The following is a 15967-nucleotide window of genomic DNA, read 5'->3' on the forward strand; positions in this document are numbered from 1 at the left end:
GGCGTGCTTCGCGTGAAAAGCGGAGGCGTTGCAAGGCCGCCGCCCGGCCCGTCGCAGGCGCGCAGAGCCCCCTACTCCACCACCACCTTGTAGCTCTGCCCCGGCTTCAGCGGCACGCCCCGCTCCAGGCCGTTCAGGACGAGGAAGCGGTCCAGCGCCCGATCCGCCACGGCCATGCGGCGGGCGAGGTCGTCGGCGCTTCCCGACGATGCGATCACGATCTGCAGGCGCAGCGGCTTCAGCGCCGCGGTCTCGGCCGGCGACACGGCAGCGAGGCTCGCGGTCCAGCGCCGGAAGGCGGGGTCGGGGTCGGTCGCGCCTTTGGCCGCCATGATCAGGCGGAAGGTCGCCTCGCCGACGCGGATCGCGGCGAGGCGGAAGGTCCAGTCCTTGCCCCGTGACAGGGCGGTGGCCGCCGGGTGGCCGGCGATCGGCCGGAGCTCGATCGAGGCCGGATCGATCGCGTCGTTCCATGTGGCCCTAAGCACCGCGTCGAGGCCCTGGTCGTCCTTGGCCTCGACCTGATCGAACAGCAGGCGGCGGCTGCCCTCGCCGGTGGTGCCGAGCACGGCGTTGCGGGTGTTCTCGATCGCGAAGCCGTCCGGCACCTCGAAGGCGATGCCGAGGCTCGGATGGACGAAGCGGCGCCCGCGCACCGCGCCCGCGCCGGGGTTGTCGCCGTAGGCGAGCCCGTCGATCGCCGCGAGGTAGGCGGCCCGGTCGTCGGTGCCGACGCCCGGCGCGCCGGTGCGGCGGGCGGCCCGCGTCACGAGGCCGATGCGTTCGGCGGTGCCGGGATGGGTGGCGAGCATGTCGGGCTCGGCGGCCGTGCCGCCGCCGGACTTCAGCGCCAGGGTGCGGTTCAGCGCGGTGAGGAAGCGGCCGGCGCCGAAAGGGTCGTAGCCGGCCTTGGCCAGCGTCCGCACGCCCGCGGCGTCGGCCTCCAGTTCCTGCTCGCGGGAGAAGCGGGCGAGCGCGAAGCGCGACTGGCTCTGGAGCTGCGCGCCGGTGACCGGATCGTTCAGCACGTCGGCCACCACGCGGCTGACGAGCTGCGCGCGCAGTTCCAGCTCGGTCCGCGCGGTGGCGTGGCTGAGGGTCACGTGGGCGATCTCGTGGGCGAGCACCGCGGCGATCTCGGAGGTGTCGCCCGCCAGGGCCACGAGGCCGCGGGTGACGTAGAGCCGGCCGCTCGGCAGGGCGAAGGCGTTGACCACGGGCGCGTCGAGCAGCGTCACCGCGTAGGTCTGGTCCGGACGGTCGCTCGCCCGAACCAGCCGGTCGGTGACCTCGGTCAGCAGGCGGAGCACTGCGGGCGCCCGGTGCTCGCCGCCGAAGGAGGCGACGAGCTTGGCATGGTCAGCGTCGGTGGCGGTGCGCGCCCGGCCGGTGGTGCGCGGCGCCTCGGCGGGCACGGTCACGGCGGCGGGCACCAGCACGGCGCCGGTCTGCTCGCCGGCGCAGGCCGAGAGCGCGAGGGCGAGCGCAAGGCCCAGGGGCCGGCGGGCGAGGCCGAGGCCGCCCGCCGACCTGCCGACAGCCCTGTCGATGGTCCTGCCGCCCATCATTCCGTTCGGCGCCGCAGCACCCGCTCCCTGTCCGGTCCCGCACCGGAGGCCGCCGGCGGCGTCTCCTCCTGCACCTCGATCAGGTCGGGCGAGGCGACGTCGAGCATAGCCCCGCGCCGGATCTCGACGACCCCGCGAACCCGCACCATCCTGCCGCGAAGCCGCTGCGCACTCAAACCATGTTCGCCCATCCTGCGCCAAGTGCGTTTCGACACGCTCACCGTGAGGCCGTCCTCCCCGCGGGCCACGAAGTCGAGATAGGTCCGCGCCGGGCGCTCGCCGACGTGACGGACCACGCCCTGCACCACCGCGAAGCGGCCGGCCGCCGCGCGCAGGGCCGCGCCGTCGCCGGCATCGAGGAGCGGGCGCCGCCACAGGCCGAGGCCGGCGTTGCGCGCCGTCTCCTCGACGGCGAGCAGCGCCGGCCGGCAGAGGGCGTCGCCCTCGCCGGCATCGACGAGGCCCAACCCCGCGCCGATCAGACTGCCCGCGAGATCGAGGCCCGTCCCCGCGTCCTCGACCGTTCCATCGATCCGCGCGCGGCCCCAGCGGTCGGGCTCGCCGCGGGCGACGACCGTCAGCGGCCGGCCGCGATGGGCCAGGAGCCGGTCCGTCGCGGCCCGGGCGGCCTCCGGCTCGTCGGGCCAGCCCAGCGACCCGAGGAGGGCGCGCGCGCCCGATGCGAGGACGATCTCGCCGCGGGGCCCGACCGCGTCGATCGCATCCTCCCGCGCCGCAGCCGGGTGGCATTCGGCCGGGCCGGATCGCGACGCAGCCCTCACCGGCACCACCGCGAGCATCAGGGCGCAGAGCCCCAGCGCCGGCACCCGCATCGATCCGCCCGCCTTCCCGTCCAACGCGAATCCCTTCCGTTCCCGCGGGGCGGCCCGTCCACGGTGCGCCATCGGCCGCTCCAGGGCGATCACTTGAAAGCGATCGCCCTGATTTATCGTTGCCTCAAGCGCCGGCGGCCGCCTCCGCGGCCTTCGCTTGCGCTCCGCTCGACGCCCGAGAGGACCTCCGTCCTCTCGGGCCCGCTCCGCGGGGCGCTCTTCGCGCGCGGAAAGCGGCACGATCGCTTTTCGAGCGATCGTCCTATCGGCCGCTCCCCATCCGGTTGGCGTCGCCCGGCGAGGATGATACACAGCCGGGGACGTCTCCGTAGCTCAGCTGGACAGAGCACAGGTTTCCTAAACGCAAATTGGGCGCCGCATCGGGAAACCGCGCGGCGGATCCGCTCAAATTCGGGGAACGCTTCCGGCGCCGGCGATCTGATCGCCCGCACCCTGCCGATCCCGAGCCAAGCCCGCGCGATGCCACGCGCGGGAAGGTGTAGAGACTAGACGGGCGGCACCTAAGGGCTCCTTCCGGGGAGCCTAGGGCGAAGGGATAGTCCAGGCCACGAACGCGGGCTCCGGTCCGCGGCGGCGAAAGCCGAAGTGGTATGAAACCTGGGGTCGCAGGTTCGAGCCCTGCCGGGGACGCCATAAACCAAGGCCTCTATCGGCGTGAGACTTCGCCGGTTCCGCGATCCGGTGAGGCGATCGCCGTGGTCCCGATGTCGTCGCCGGCCGCCGGGTGCCATGCGCAGTCCGGCCTTTGGCGCTTCTGCGGCGGCCCTTGGCCGCGCGTTCACCCGCACGCTAAAGGGAAGCGGCCACAGCAGGTCCCGATGCTCGCCGTCCGCTCCCTCGCCTTCAACTTGTGCTTCTACGCCGCCACGACGCTGATCGCGGTCGGCGGCCTGCCGGCCCTGGTCTCGCGGCGGGCGGTGATGCGGGTGGGGCGGCTCTGGGGGCGGGTCACGCTGTGGCTGCTGCGGGTGGTGGCCGGCACGCGGGTGGAGTTCCGCGGCCTGGAGAACATCCCCTCCGGCGCGATCCTCGTCGGCGCCAAGCACCAGTCGGCGCTGGAGACGCTGGCGCTGTGCACGGTGTTTCCCGAATTCGCCTACATCCTCAAGCGCGAACTGCTCTTCATCCCGCTGGTCGGCTGGTTCCTGTCGCGCGGCGGCATGGTGGCGATCGATCGCACGAAGGGCGTGCGGGCCATGAGCCTGATGAACGCCGCCGCCGCCGAGGCCGTCGCGCAGGGGCGGCAGCTCATCATCTTCCCCGAGGGCACGCGGCGGCCCCCCGGCGTGTCGCCCGCCTACAAGCAGGGCCTGTCGCACCTCTACGCGGCGCTCGACGTGCCCTGCCTGCCGGCGGCGCTCAACACCGGCCTGTACTGGCCGCGCCGCAGCTTCGTCCGCCATCCCGGCACGGCGGTGATCGAGTTCCTGCCGCCGATCCCGCCGGGCATGCCGCGCACCGCCTTCCTCGACCTCGTCGAGGCGCGAGTCGAGGCAGCCTCGGACGCGCTTCTCGCCGCCGGACGAGCGGAGCTCGCCGAAGCCGCTCACCCCGCCCTCGGGTCCCGTCGCGAGACCTCGCGCCCGGCCTGATCCTGCCGATCGCCGCCGGGGCATCGTCCGTGATCTTCGGATCATGGACGATGCTTCAACGCCTCGTGTGGTCGCATCGTCTTCGCGTGAGCCGGCGTCCAGCTCACGGGACAATGCTCCCGCGCCCGGATCGCTCCCTGCCGTTGCGGAAGACCATCGGGAACCCCATCTCAGGCTCACCCCAAAACGTCCTTGACGGCGTGGCGGACTTTGAACTAAAACGGAACAAATGGCGAACAAGAGAGCCCTGTCCTGGTCGGCCGCGCTCCGCGACCTGAAGGACGACCGCACACGGAGACGGGACGTGCGTGAAGAACGTTTGAGGACCACCGCGGGCCTGCGCGGCACCCCCGCCCTGGCGCTGAGCGCGTGGCGCGGGCGCTCGGGCAAGCGTTACGTGGTCGGCGTCCACGACCTCAGCGCCCCCGATCTCGACGAGATGGGCGAGGCGGTGGTGATCGCCGTGCGCCGCGACCCGGCCGGGATCGCGGAACTCGTGGCCGTCTCCGCCTCGGGCGAGAGCCCGCGCGAGCGGCTGCACCGCACCTGGCTCGCCCGCGCCCGCAAGGGCGGCGCCACCGAGATGCACGTCCACCGGCTCGCCGAAGGCGAGGCCGAGCGCAGGGCCATCGTCGAGGACCTGTCCATCGAGACGGCGGAGCCGGCACTCGCCTGAGCGGGCGCCGCCCCAGTTTCGCCCCGAGCGTCGCCTCATGCCTCCGCGGAGCGGGGGCGTCGGCGGCCCGGCAGGAGCGGAACGCATGAGCCAAGACTCGGCGCGGCAGGATACGCCGCAGGACGCGCCGTTTCCGCCGCGAAGGCGGCGCTCGCGGCGCGGGCTGTTCCTGCCCTACATCCTGCTCACGGTCCTTGCCGTGCTGTGGTCGGCCGGCTGGTTCTACATCCGCGGCCGGGCCGGCGGCGAGATCGACGGCTGGATCGCCCGCGAGGCGAAGGCCGGCCGGACCTGGACCTGCGCCGACCGGACCATCACCGGCTATCCCTTCCGGATCGAACTGCGCTGCGCCGCCGTCGCCCTCGCCCGCGCTGACGGCAGCTTCCGCCTCGGGCCGCTGACCGCCGTCGCCCAGGTCTACCAGCCCCGCCACGTGCTGATGCTCGCCGAAGGCCCGTTCCATGTCGAGCAGGGCGACCTCGTGGGCGATGCCACCTGGACCATGCTGGAGGGAAGCTTCCACGGCGTCGCGGGCGGGTTCGTGCGCGCCTCGCTCGCGGTCGATGCGCCGTCCGTCACGGTGGCGGGCGCGACGCCCGATCCGATCGCGGTGTCGGCGCGCCACCTCGAACTGCACGCCCGGCCGACTCCGGGGCGGTTCGACGCGGAGGGCGCCGTCGATGTCAGCCTCCGGCTCACCCAGGCCCTGGCGCCGCTCGCCGACGCCGTCATCGGCAACACGGACCCGGCCGACCTCGCCCTCGACGCGACGGCCAGTCGCGCGACCGTGCTCGGCACGGGGACGGTCGCGCGCGAGCTGGAACGGTGGCGCCAAGCGGACGGAAGCCTCGCCATCGCCGGCCTGTCGCTCGCCAAGGGCGACCGCCGCGTGCAGGCCAAGGGCAGCCTCGCGATCGACCCGGGCCACCGGCCGGCCGGACAGCTCGACCTGCGCGCGGCCGGCGTCGAGGCGCTGGTCGGATCGATCGTCGGCCAGCGATTCGGGGCCGACCGCGGCGCGCTGGTCGGCAACCTCGTCGGCGGCCTCCTCGGCCTGCGGCGGCGGCCGGACGGCGCACCGGAGACCACGTCCGGCGACGGGGCCTTGAAGGCCCTGCCGCCGCTGCGGCTCGCGGACGGGCGCCTGCTGTTCGGGCCGATCGCCATCCCGAACCTGCGCCTGCCGGTCCTGTATTAAGCATCATTCCGCGAAGGGAACCGCGGTTCGCGGAGAAAAATGATGCGACAACAAGAGAGAGCTGAGCAGGGTTGCGTGAGCGAAGCCACGCAACCCTGCTCAGATCCCGTATGGGCTGCGGCAAGGTCGCCTTACGGCGTAACGCTCAGAACTCCATGTCGAGTTCCTCGATCTCCTCCGGCTCGTCGGCGGCGGCCTCGGCCCACTCGACCATTGGCGGCCAGTGCAGGATGACGTCGCGGTAGGCGGTGGCGTGGGGGGGAAGCGTCACGTCGTAGGTGCGGAAGCGCGTGCAAACGGGGGCGTACATCGCGTCGGCGAGGCTCGGGCGCTCGCCGAACAGGAACGGCCCGTCGTAGCGGGCGAGGCAATCGTCGAAGATCGTGACGATGCGCTCGATGTCGCCCTTGGCGCCGTTGAAGACACGGAAGCTCGGATGGAACGCCTTGAGGTTCATCGGCAGGGCCGAGCGCAGGTTGATGAACCCGCTGTGCATCTCGCCGGCGATGGAGCGGCAATGGGCGCGCGCGGCGACGTCGTCGGGCAGGAAACCGGCCTCGGGGAAGGTCTCGTTGAGGTATTGCGCGATGGCCAGCGTGTCCCACACCACGATGCCCGCGTGGCGAAGCCGCGGCACCAGGAACGAGGGCGAGAGGTGGAGGAGTTCCGCCCGGCTCGTGACGTCGTCGCCCGCCAGCATCTCGGTCTCGAAATCGAGCCCCGCCATCCGGCAGATCAGCCAGCCGCGCAGCGACCACGACGAGTAGTTCCGGCTCGAGATCGTCAGCGTCGCCGCGGCCATGGTGGTTCCCTTCGGCGATGCCCTGCTCTTCGGCGCGGTCGCGTCCGCGAAGGTCGATCCAAGACTCGTGCCGGATCACGCGCGACCGTGCCGATCCTTTCGCCGGCGTGCGGGAATCGCTACGGCGGCCCGAGTCCGGCGCTCACTCCCGGCGCAGGAGCGCGGCGACGTCGGCCTGCTCGGCCGCCGAGAGGCCGCCCTCGGGAGCAGGCGGCTTCCGGCGCGACACCCGCCAGAGGCCGAACCCGCCGAGCAGGACGGCGAGCGGCGGCGTGAGCCAGAGCAGGAGCGTGTGGAGGGCGAGCACCGGGCGCAGCAGCACGAACGCGCCGTAGCGGTTCACCACGTAGGCCTCGACGCCCTGGTCGTCGTCACCGGCCCGGAGGCGCTCGCGCACGATCAGGCGCAGGTCACGCGCCAACGGCGCGTCGGAATCGTCGATGGACTGGTTCTGGCACACGAGGCAGCGCAGACCCGCCGAGATCGCGCGGGCGCGATGCTCCAGGGCGGGGTCCTTCAAGACCTCGTCCGGCTGGACGGCCTGCGCCGCACCGAAGCTGAGAACCAGCGCCAACGCCGGCAGGGCACGCCGCGAAGGCATCATTCGGCCGGGATAGCGGTGGGGGGGAGCGGCCTAGGCTTCGCGCGGGCCGGGGCGCCGACGCGCATGCGCCGGTCGGTGAGCGAGAGGCCGCCGCCGACCGCCATCACCACCGCGCCGAGCCAGATCAGCAGGACGAGCGGCTTGTAGTACAGGCGCAGGCCGACGCTGCCGTCGGGCGCGATCTCGCCCAGGCTCGCATAGACCTGGCTCGCGCCGATGGTGAGGAGCCCTGACTCCGTCACCGTCATCTTGCGGCTCGGGTAGAACCGCTTGCCGGTGTCGACGCGGCCGATCTCGTCGCCCGCGCGGCTGCGGATCGTGAGGAAGGCCGCGACCTCTTCGTAGTTCGGGCCGGCGCGGGGGGCGACCCGGTCCAGCGTCGCGACGTAGGGGCCGCTGGCCAGGGTCGCGCCGGGCTTCAGGGTCGCGAGACCTTCGGTGGCCCAGCCCTGAGCCGCGATGCCGAGCACCACGACGCCGACGCCGGCATGCGCCAGCGCCGTGCCCCAGGCCGAGCGCGGCAGGCCCACCGCCCGGCGCCAGACCGCGCCGGCCGTCTTGGTGGGGCCGTAGCCCCGCGCCCGCGCGACGATCTCCAGGGCGGAGCCGACGATCAGGTAGGTGCCGAGGCCGAGGCCGACCGGCGCCATCGCCGGGCCGCCCCAGGTCCAGGCCAAGGTGCCGAGGCCGATCGCCAGGGCGAAGGCCAGGGCCGCGAACAGGCGCTGCGAGGCGGCGAGCGCGTCGCCGCGCTTCCAGGCGAGCGTCTGCCCGAACGGGACGATCAGCAGCAGCGGGATCGCCAGCGGCACGAAGGTGTAGTTGAAGAAGGGCGGCCCGACCGAGATCTTCTCCGCCGTCAGCATCTCCAGCAGCAGCGGGTAGAGCGTGCCCACCAGCACGGTGGCGCAGGCCGCCACCAGGAACAGGTTGTTCATCACCAGCGCGCCCTCCCGCGAGATCGGCGCGAACAGGCCGCCCTGGCGCAAGCTGGGCGCGCGCCACGCAAACAGCGTCAGCGAACCGCCGATGAACAGGACCAGGATCGCGAGGATGAACACGCCGCGGGTCGGATCGGTCGCGAAGGAGTGGACCGAGGTCAGCACGCCGGAGCGGACGATGAAAGTGCCGAGCAGCGACAGCGAGAAGGCGAGGATGGCCAGCAGCACCGTCCAGACCTTGAGGGCGTCGCGCTTCTCCATCACCACGGTGGAATGCAGCAGCGCGGTGCCGGCGATCCACGGCATCAGCGAGGCGTTCTCGACCGGGTCCCAAAACCACCAGCCGCCCCAGCCGAGTTCGTAATAGGCCCAGTACGAGCCCATGGCGATGCCGAGCGTCAGGAAGCTCCAGGCGGTGAGCGTCCAGGGCCGGACGGCCCGCGCCCAGACGGCGTCGATCCGGCCGTCGATCAGCGCGGCGATGGCGAAGGCGAAGGTGATCGAGAAGCCGACATAGCCGACGTAGAGCAGCGGCGGGTGCACCGCGAGGCCGAAATCCTGCAGCAGCGGGTTGAGGTCGTTGCCCTCGACCGGCGCAGGCACCATGCGCGCGAACGGGTTCGAGGTCGTGATAATGAACAGCACGAAGACGAAGGTGATGAAGCCCTGCACCGCCAGCGTGTTGGCGCGCAGCACCGGCGGCACGCTGTCCCTGGCGCCCGCGACGCAGGCTCCGAAGACGGTCAGGATCAGCACCCAGAGGAGCATCGAGCCCTCGTGGTTCCCCCAGACGCCGGACAGCTTGTAGATGAAGGGTTTGGTGGTGTGCGAGTTCTCGACCACGTTCTGGACCGAGAAGTCGGAGGTCGCGTGGGCGTACGTCAGCGCGGCAAACGCGAAGAGCACGCAGGCGAAGGCGCCGAGTGCTGCCGGCGTCGCGACCTGCCGCAGGGCGGAATCGCCCGAGCGCGCGGCCCAGATCGGCATCACCGCCTGGACCAGGGAGAGCGCCAGGGCCAGCGCCAGGGCAAAATGTCCGACTTCGACGATCACTTAGGTGTTTTCCTTGGCCGGCATCACCGCGTCAGCGTTCGCTGCGCGGCCCGAGGGCGGGCTCCGCGGCGGACGCCGCCTTCGGGCCGGTGTCGGCCCCGGTCGTCGCTGCGGTCTTTGCTGCAGTCTTGAGCCCGCCCTCCTGCCAGCGCCCCTGCGCCTTGAGCGCGTCGGCGACCTCGCGCGGCATGTACGATTCGTCGTGCTTGGCGAGCACGGTGTCGGCGCGGAAGAGACCGCCGGGCTCGAGGATGCCCTCCGCGACCACGCCCTGGCCCTCGCGGAACAGGTCCGGCAGGAGGCCGGTATACTGCACCTGCACCGTGGCGTTGGTGTCGGTGACGGCAAAGTCGACGGTCTGGTTCGGCCCGCGCTGGAGCGAGCCGTCCTTGACGAGGCCGCCGAGGCGGAAGCGCGTGCCGGGGCCCACCCCTTGCGCGGCGACCTCGGAAGGCGAGCGGAAGAACACGATCGCGCCGCTCATCGCCGACAGGATCAGCCCGACAGCGAGGGCGAGCACGCCGCCGCAGACGGCGATCAGGATCAGGCGGCGGCTCTTGCGCGTCACGACGTTGTCCGTCCCGGGGCGGGTGGTTCCGGTGTCCGGGCCGGGCCCGGGCGGGCCGGTCCGGCACGGAACCGTTCTCACGTTTCTCCCGAAGGATGTCGGCCGTGGGGCGGCGCGGGTCAAGTCGCGCCGACCGGGACCGATTGTCAGGGGCGGGGCGGGAGGCCAAGTTCCCGGGCCAGGGCATCGAGGCGGTCGGCCGAGCCCGGGTCTGCCGCGAGCGCCATCCGGGCGCGGTCGAGGACCTGCGCGGCCTGGGCCCGCTCGCCGAGCGCGCTGTAGGAGCGCACCAGCCGCAGCCACTCGTCGGCGCTGCCGCCCTTGGCCGCGAGCCGCCGGTCGAGGCCGGCGACCATCCCGCGGATCGCGGCGTCCCGCTCGGCGGGCGGCATCGCCTTCACCGCGGCGACCGCGGACTCGGTGTCGGCGCGCGCCTCCGGGTTCGCGGTGTTGAAGGCGGGCGGGGCCGCCTCGGCCTTCCCCTCCGGCTTGTTCCCGGCGAGGCCGAGATCGCGCGCGCCCGCATCCAGGCTCGCCAGGGCGGCGGGGTCCGATGCCAGCGTGGCGCGGGCGCGCTCCAGCACGGCCCGGGCACGGCCCGGCTCGCCGAGCACGCTGCGGGAGCGGGCGAGCCGCAGCCACTCGTCGACGGTGCCGCCCTTGGCCGCGAGGCGCTCGTCGAGACCGTCGACCATGCCCTGGATCGCGGCGCGCTGCTCGGCCGGCATCGCGGAGGCGGCAGCGGATGCCTCGGGTGGACCGGCCGCGGCCTGCGGCGCGGGCTCGCCCTTGAGCCGCGCGAGGGTCTCGCGCACCAGCCCGAGCCAGGGGGCGTCGGCGGCGCTCGCGTCGTTCAGCGCGGTGAGCTGGCGGACGGCTTCCGCCGTGTCGCCGGCCTGCTCGGCCGCGCGGGCGAGGTAGAAGCGCGGTTTGGGCGATTTCGGATCGAGGACCAGCGCACGCTCCAGCACGGTCCTGGCCTCGGCCGGGACGACGCCGTTGCCGGCGGCCACGAGCGCCTCGCCCCAGTCGGACAGGGCCTCGGCGCTCTCGCCCTTGATGCGCACGACGGACCCGTAGGCCTGGGCCGCGTCCTCGAACCGGCCGAGCCGCATGTAGACGGGGGCGAGCACCGCCCAGCCGCGAGCGTCGTTCGGGTCGCTCGCGAGCCGCGCCTCGATCTGGCCGACGGCCTTCATCAGGTCCTGCGTGCCGGCTTGCGCCGTCTGCCGGTCGGCCGGCGTCTGGGCGGGCAGGTCCGGGGAGCCGTAGAGGCCGTAGGCCAAGAGCGCGACGAGGGGGATGGTCGAGAGCGCGAAGGCGGAGGCCGCGCGGCGCTGGCGCAGGCGCGGCTCGGCCACGCTCGCCTCGCCGGGGCCGACGGCGCGGCTCGCCCGCAGCAGGCGGCGTGCGGCCTCGGTGCGGGCGGATTCGGCGTCGGCCGGCGCGATCAGGCCCCGGGTCACGTCGCGCGCGATCTCGGCGAGCTGGTCCTCGTAGAAGCCGGTCTCGGTGGAGACGACGGCCGCGTCGGGAAGGACCGCGGCACGGCGCGACATCGGCCAGAGCAGGGCCAGCACGGCCGCGGCGGTCATGCCTGCCAGTATGAACCAGATCGCCGTCATAGCCCCCTGGAGCGGTCCCGGTTCGCGTGGGAGCGCGACCGCGGCCGTCCCATCCCTCGTGTTCGCGCGGCCCCGCGGCAACCGGGTGGCCTCGCATCCGATGTAGACAGCCCCGGCTGGCCGCACGATGCCCGCCCTCGGCGACACGGTGTCACGCAAGTCGTGCACGGCGGCGCCGCGGGACGCGGGCGCCTTCGGCGCGATCAGTGGCTCGCGACGCCCTTCGGCGCGTCGCCCGGCACCTCCAGCACGGCGCGGAGCCCACCGAGCGCCGCCTGCTCCAGCCGGAAGCGGCCGCGGTACAGCGCGGCGAGGTCGGCGACGATCGAGAGGCCGAGGCCGGAGCCGGGCTTCGATTCGTCCATCCGCCGGCCGCGCCCGAGCACCGCCGAGCGCGCCTCCTCCGGCAGGCCGGGGCCGTCGTCCTCGATCGCCACGAGAAGGTGGGGATAATCGTGCCGGTCCACCGCCTCGGCCCGGATCGCCACCCGGCCGGCCGCCCATTTCGAGGCGTTGTCGACGAGGTTGCCGACCATCTCCTCGAAATCCTGGCGCTCCCCACGGAAGCGCAGGCCCGACGCGACGCTGACCTCGTAGGCGATGTCCTTGTCGCGGTAGATCTTGCCGAAGGTCCGCACGAGGCCGGCGAGCGCCGGTTCGACATCCGTCGAGGTCCCGAGCGTTCCGGCGAGCGCCGCGGCGCGGGCGCGGTCGAGGTGGTAGTTCACCTGGTCGCGCATCACCGCCGCCTGCTCGCGGATCTTCCGGGCGAGGTCGTCGGACGCGTCCGAGGAACCGACCTCGTTGACGATGATCGAAAGCGGCGTCTTCAGCGCGTGCGCGAGGTTGCCGACCTGGGTGCGGGCGCGCTCCAGGATCTCGCGGTTGGTCTCGATCAGGAGGTTCACCTCGCCGGTGAGCGGCGCGATGTCGCGTGGATACGTCCCGGTGATGCGGTCGGCCTCGCCGCGGCGGATGGCGCCCAAGGCCGCGCGCATCTTCTTCAGCGGCGCGAGGCCGAAGCGGATCTGGAGCAGGGTGGTGAGCGCCAGCGACAGGCCGAGCAGGCCGAAGGTCACGAACAGGGAGTTTCGGAATCGCTCGACGTCGTTGACGATCTCGTCCGCCGGGCCGGCGACGCGCACGGTGTAGCGCCCGTCCTCGCCGAGATCGACGTCGCGCTCGATGATGCGCAGGCTGCGCTCGTCCTGCGCGCGGCCGTAGCCCTGGCGGATCTGGCCGACGCCCGTCTTGCCGTCCGGATCGGTCGCGGCCTTCAGCGGCACGCCGACCAGCGAGCGCGAGGTGCGCAGGTCCCGCGGCCGCGCGTCGGGCTTGCCCACCTGCCAGTACCAGCCCGAGAGCGGCAGGTCGAAGCGCGGGTCGCCGAGCGAGAACGCGCGGCTCTCGGTATCGCTCGGGGAGACGAGGTCGGTGGCGAGGTTGTTGGCGAAGACGAGCAGCCGGCTGTCGAAGGCGCGCTCGGTGGTCTCGCGGTAGAGCGTTGTCAGGATCCAGGCCGCGATGAGCAGGATCGCGGAGCTCGCGAGCAGCGCCGACACGGCGAGCCGCACCGCGATCGAGCGGCGGCGGAGGGAGAACAGGCCGAGGAACGCGCTCATCGTCGGGGCGGCAGTCGATGCAAGTGCCGACGGCTCTCGATCATTCAGCTCGGCCGGTGTAGATGTCGGGATCATTCCGTGTACATGTTTTGAAGGCAGACGCGAAATGGCACTCCATATCCGCGACGCGGAAGCCGACCGTCTCGTCCGTGCGCTGGCCGAGCGCAAGGGCATTGCCTTGACGGAAGCGATCAAGCTCGCCGTTCGCAACGAGCTTCGCCGCGAGGAGGACAAACCGAGCCTCTGGGAACGGCTGAAGCCCCTCCATGAACGGGTCGCTGCAAGGCCTGCGACCGGGCTGGTCGCCGACAAAGCGTTCTACGACAGCCTGAACGACGAGTGATGTTCGTCGATGCGTCCGCGCTCGTCGCGATCGTTCTGGGCGAGCCGGATGCGCAACCCCTGGCCGAACGGCTGGACGCAGCCGACGATCCGGTAACCTCGCCGATCGCGATCTACGAAGCGGTCCTGGCCATCGCACGGATCCGCAAGGGCGGTCTCGCTGCGGCTCGCTCCGATCTTCAAGTGCTGATCGACTTGGCCGGCATAGGTCTCGTTCCGACAACGCCGGAAGATGCGGAGATCGCGCTCTCGGCATTCGAACGGTTCGGCAAGGGCCAGCGCCATCCGGCACGGCTGAACATGGGCGATTGTTTCGCCTATGCAGGCGCGAAGCGACGGCGCGTTCCGCTCCTGTTCAAGGGTGCGGACTTCTCCAAGACGGACGTGAATTCCGACTTCGGTTGAGGCGCTCTGCCTCCTCACACCCGCGCCGGCGGCTGGCTCGGATCGACCAGATACCCCAACCCCCGCACCGTCTGGATCAGGTCCACCGCGAGCTTCTTGCGCAGGCGCCCGACGAACACCTCGATGGTGTTGGAATCGCGGTCGAAATCCTGGTCGTAGAGGTGTTCGGTCAACTCGGCGCGCGAGACCACGCGGCCGGTGTGGTGCATCAGGTAGGAGAGCAGCCGATACTCGTGGCTCGTGAGCTTGACCGGGTTGCCGTCCACGAACACGCGGCCTGAGCGGGTGTCGAGGGTCACGGGGCCGCAGGCGATCTGGCTCGTGGCGTGGCCGGCAGCGCGTCGCAGCAGCGCGCGCACGCGCGCCATCAGCTCTTCCATGTGGAAGGGCTTGGTCACGTAGTCGTCGGCGCCGGCGTCGAACCCGTCGACCTTGTCCGACCAGCGGTCGCGGGCGGTGAGGATGATGACCGGCGTCTTGATCCCGGCCCGGCGCCACTTCTGCAGCACGCTGACGCCGTCGGCCTTGGGCAGCCCCATGTCGAGGATGATCGCGTCGTAGGGCTCGCTCTCGCCAAGATAGCCGCCCTCCTCGCCGTCATAGGCCTTGTCGGCGACGTAGCCGGCGTCCTCAAGCGCCTTGACCACCTGCCGGTTGATGTCCCGGTCATCCTCGACGACGAGCAGACGCACGGCTCACTCCCCCCTGGCGATGGCGCCGGCCATCAGTATTGGCCCGCCACCTGGCCGGTCTTGGCATCGACCATCACGTGCACGAAGTGGCCGTCCCGGCGCAAGGCGGTGAGCATGTAGACGAGGCCGTCCGCGTGGCGGCACAGGCTGGCGCGCTGGATCTCCGCCCGCGGGATCACCGTGCGCGCGGCCTTGATCGCCGCCACCGGCGCGATCACGCGGCGCTCGGACACCTCCTCGCGCATGTCGGCGGGCGACAGGCAGGCGTCCGTGCGCGGCGGCTCCCCCGGCGCTGCGACCTCGGGCATCGCCGGGGGCGCCGCCTCGTGCGTCTCCTCGGCGCGCGTGCCGGGTCCGCCCGCGGCGAGCGCCGCGAGGGTCAGGCAGATCGCTGCGAGGGCGAGCGGGTGGCGCATCGACGAGGATTGTCGGCGCCAGGCACTGAATGCGCCGTGAATGCCGGCGCCGGACGGGCGGCGGAGACGTGAGGCCGGAGCGGGGTCGGCGGCGGCGGGTCTCATCGGGGTCCGTGGTCTGCCGGGCATTACGGCCTGGGACCGCCGCGGTTGCGTGCACCGGCTCCGAGCGCCGGAGCACGTCTCGTGCGGGTTTCGCGCCGGCCGGAGGCTTCGCTGGGGGGTTTGCGGCGTCGGCCCTCGCAACGTCGCCAGCCGATCCGGCGCGACGCCGGGAGTCCATGCGCGATCCTTCACGATGAAGACGAACGCGGGCGACGGATCGCAGCGGGATACGCGCTCCGATGCGCAGGGCGGCGGAACCGGACGCCGACCGCAGTTATTCTACCATGAGTTGTATGTAGCATGCGGAATCGTCTCGGCGGTTCTCTCAAGGGAAAATCCCATGACGATCGACCCGAACGACCTCACCCGAACCGCGACGCCGACCTTCTCGGAAAACTTCGACGCCTTCGACACTGGAACGGCACGACCGGGCTCGACACGGTCGGCGGCCCGCAATGGTCGACGAAGGTCCGGCCTGCGGGGACGCTGCCCTACAACGATGAATTGCAATACTACGTCGCGGGCGGCACGGTAGGGCCGACGAACCCGTTCGGCGTCGCCGACGGCGCGCTCACGATCTCGGCGGCGCCCGCCGCACCGGGCATCCAGGGCCTGCTCGACGGGCAGACCTACACATCCGGGATGATCAGCACGCATCACGCGTTCAGCCAGACCTACGGTTACTTCGAGATGCGGGCGGAGCTCCCGGCCGGGCCCGGCCTGTGGCCGGCCTTCTGGATGCTGCCGGAGGATGGGAGCTGGCCGCCGGAACTCGACGTGATGGAGATGATCGGCAGCCAGCCGAACACGCTGCGCAACACGGTCCACAGCCAAGTCTCGGGCGACCGGCAAGTCTCGGGCGACCGGCAAGTCTCGGGCGACCGGCAAGTCTCGGGCGACCGGC

Annotated in this window: 16 protein-coding genes; 6 read left to right on the forward strand and 10 right to left on the reverse strand. The window is 72.2% G+C overall.

The genetic code is table 11. The features are described 5' to 3' along the window. Positions 1 to 71: 71 nt before the first annotated feature. Both ACFE86_RS04255 and ACFE86_RS04260 read right to left on the reverse strand, forming a co-directional pair. Positions 72 to 1565 (reverse strand): M48 family metalloprotease, encoded by a 1494-nt coding sequence (locus tag ACFE86_RS04255; protein ID WP_375454082.1) that lies wholly within the window; start codon positions 1563 to 1565, stop codon positions 72 to 74. After that, positions 1565 to 2425, reverse strand: coding sequence for a thermonuclease family protein (locus ACFE86_RS04260; protein WP_375454083.1), 861 nt, complete (start codon positions 2423 to 2425; stop codon positions 1565 to 1567). The genes ACFE86_RS04255 and ACFE86_RS04260 overlap by 1 nt, the downstream gene beginning before the upstream one ends. Positions 2426 to 3240: 815 nt before the next feature. Here ACFE86_RS04260 and ACFE86_RS04265 point away from each other — a divergent pair. The 3 genes from ACFE86_RS04265 (at position 3241) to ACFE86_RS04275 (ending at position 5888) form a co-directional block, all read left to right on the forward strand. After that, entirely contained in the window at positions 3241 to 4014 is a 774-nt protein-coding gene (locus ACFE86_RS04265; RefSeq protein WP_375454084.1) for a lysophospholipid acyltransferase family protein, read from the forward strand. Between the two features lie 229 nt (positions 4015 to 4243). Next, positions 4244 to 4690, forward strand: coding sequence for a hypothetical protein (locus ACFE86_RS04270; RefSeq protein ID WP_375454085.1), 447 nt, complete (start codon positions 4244 to 4246; stop codon positions 4688 to 4690). Positions 4691 to 4775: 85 nt separating this feature from the next. Then, on the forward strand, positions 4776 to 5888 hold the full coding sequence (locus tag ACFE86_RS04275; protein ID WP_375454086.1) for a DUF2125 domain-containing protein: 1113 nt from the start codon (positions 4776 to 4778) through the stop codon (positions 5886 to 5888). Between the two features lie 145 nt (positions 5889 to 6033). Here ACFE86_RS04275 and ACFE86_RS04280 read toward each other — a convergent pair whose 3' ends face one another. From ACFE86_RS04280 to ACFE86_RS04305, 6 genes are all read right to left on the reverse strand, one after another. Beyond that, on the reverse strand, positions 6034 to 6690 hold the full coding sequence (locus ACFE86_RS04280) for a glutathione S-transferase family protein (RefSeq protein WP_375454087.1): 657 nt from the start codon (positions 6688 to 6690) through the stop codon (positions 6034 to 6036). Positions 6691 to 6832: 142 nt separating this feature from the next. Next, a complete protein-coding gene (locus ACFE86_RS04285; RefSeq protein ID WP_375454088.1) occupies positions 6833 to 7291 on the reverse strand; it encodes a cytochrome c-type biogenesis protein CcmH in 459 nt (152 codons plus the stop codon). Continuing rightward, complete coding sequence (locus ACFE86_RS04290) at positions 7291 to 9288, reverse strand: heme lyase CcmF/NrfE family subunit (RefSeq protein WP_375454089.1); 1998 nt, start codon at positions 9286 to 9288, stop codon at positions 7291 to 7293. The genes ACFE86_RS04285 and ACFE86_RS04290 overlap by 1 nt, the downstream gene beginning before the upstream one ends. Positions 9289 to 9319: 31 nt before the next feature. Next, the gene (gene ccmE, locus ACFE86_RS04295; protein ID WP_375454090.1) at positions 9320 to 9856 is read right to left on the reverse strand and encodes a cytochrome c maturation protein CcmE; all 537 of its coding nucleotides are present in this window, start codon (positions 9854 to 9856) and stop codon (positions 9320 to 9322) included. A 146-nt stretch (positions 9857 to 10002) separates the two neighbouring features. After that, entirely contained in the window at positions 10003 to 11481 is a 1479-nt protein-coding gene (ccmI, locus tag ACFE86_RS04300) for a c-type cytochrome biogenesis protein CcmI (RefSeq protein ID WP_375454091.1), read from the reverse strand. Positions 11482 to 11684: 203 nt separating this feature from the next. Continuing rightward, on the reverse strand, positions 11685 to 13103 hold the full coding sequence (locus ACFE86_RS04305) for a sensor histidine kinase (RefSeq protein WP_375454092.1): 1419 nt from the start codon (positions 13101 to 13103) through the stop codon (positions 11685 to 11687). 106 nt (positions 13104 to 13209) lie between these two features. Between ACFE86_RS04305 and ACFE86_RS04310 the strand changes: the two genes are divergently transcribed. Both ACFE86_RS04310 and ACFE86_RS04315 read left to right on the forward strand, forming a co-directional pair. Next, positions 13210 to 13446 (forward strand): type II toxin-antitoxin system VapB family antitoxin, encoded by a 237-nt coding sequence (locus ACFE86_RS04310; RefSeq protein ID WP_375454093.1) that lies wholly within the window; start codon positions 13210 to 13212, stop codon positions 13444 to 13446. Then, on the forward strand, positions 13446 to 13850 hold the full coding sequence (locus ACFE86_RS04315; RefSeq protein ID WP_375454094.1) for a type II toxin-antitoxin system VapC family toxin: 405 nt from the start codon (positions 13446 to 13448) through the stop codon (positions 13848 to 13850). Before ACFE86_RS04310 ends, ACFE86_RS04315 begins: the two co-directional genes overlap by 1 nt. A gap of 14 nt (positions 13851 to 13864) precedes the next feature. Here ACFE86_RS04315 and ACFE86_RS04320 read toward each other — a convergent pair whose 3' ends face one another. Further along, positions 13865 to 14542, reverse strand: a complete 678-nt coding sequence (locus ACFE86_RS04320) for a response regulator transcription factor (protein ID WP_375454095.1) — start codon at positions 14540 to 14542, stop codon at positions 13865 to 13867. Positions 14543 to 14574: 32 nt separating this feature from the next. Continuing rightward, entirely contained in the window at positions 14575 to 14958 is a 384-nt protein-coding gene (locus tag ACFE86_RS04325; protein ID WP_375454096.1) for a PepSY domain-containing protein, read from the reverse strand. A 405-nt stretch (positions 14959 to 15363) separates the two neighbouring features. Here ACFE86_RS04325 and ACFE86_RS04330 point away from each other — a divergent pair. Beyond that, a partial coding sequence (locus ACFE86_RS04330; RefSeq protein WP_375454097.1) for a family 16 glycosylhydrolase occupies positions 15364 to 15967 on the forward strand: 604 nt, incomplete at its 3' end.

Source organism: uncultured Methylobacterium sp. (assembly GCF_964244095.1).
GTDB lineage: Bacteria > Pseudomonadota > Alphaproteobacteria > Rhizobiales > Beijerinckiaceae > Methylobacterium.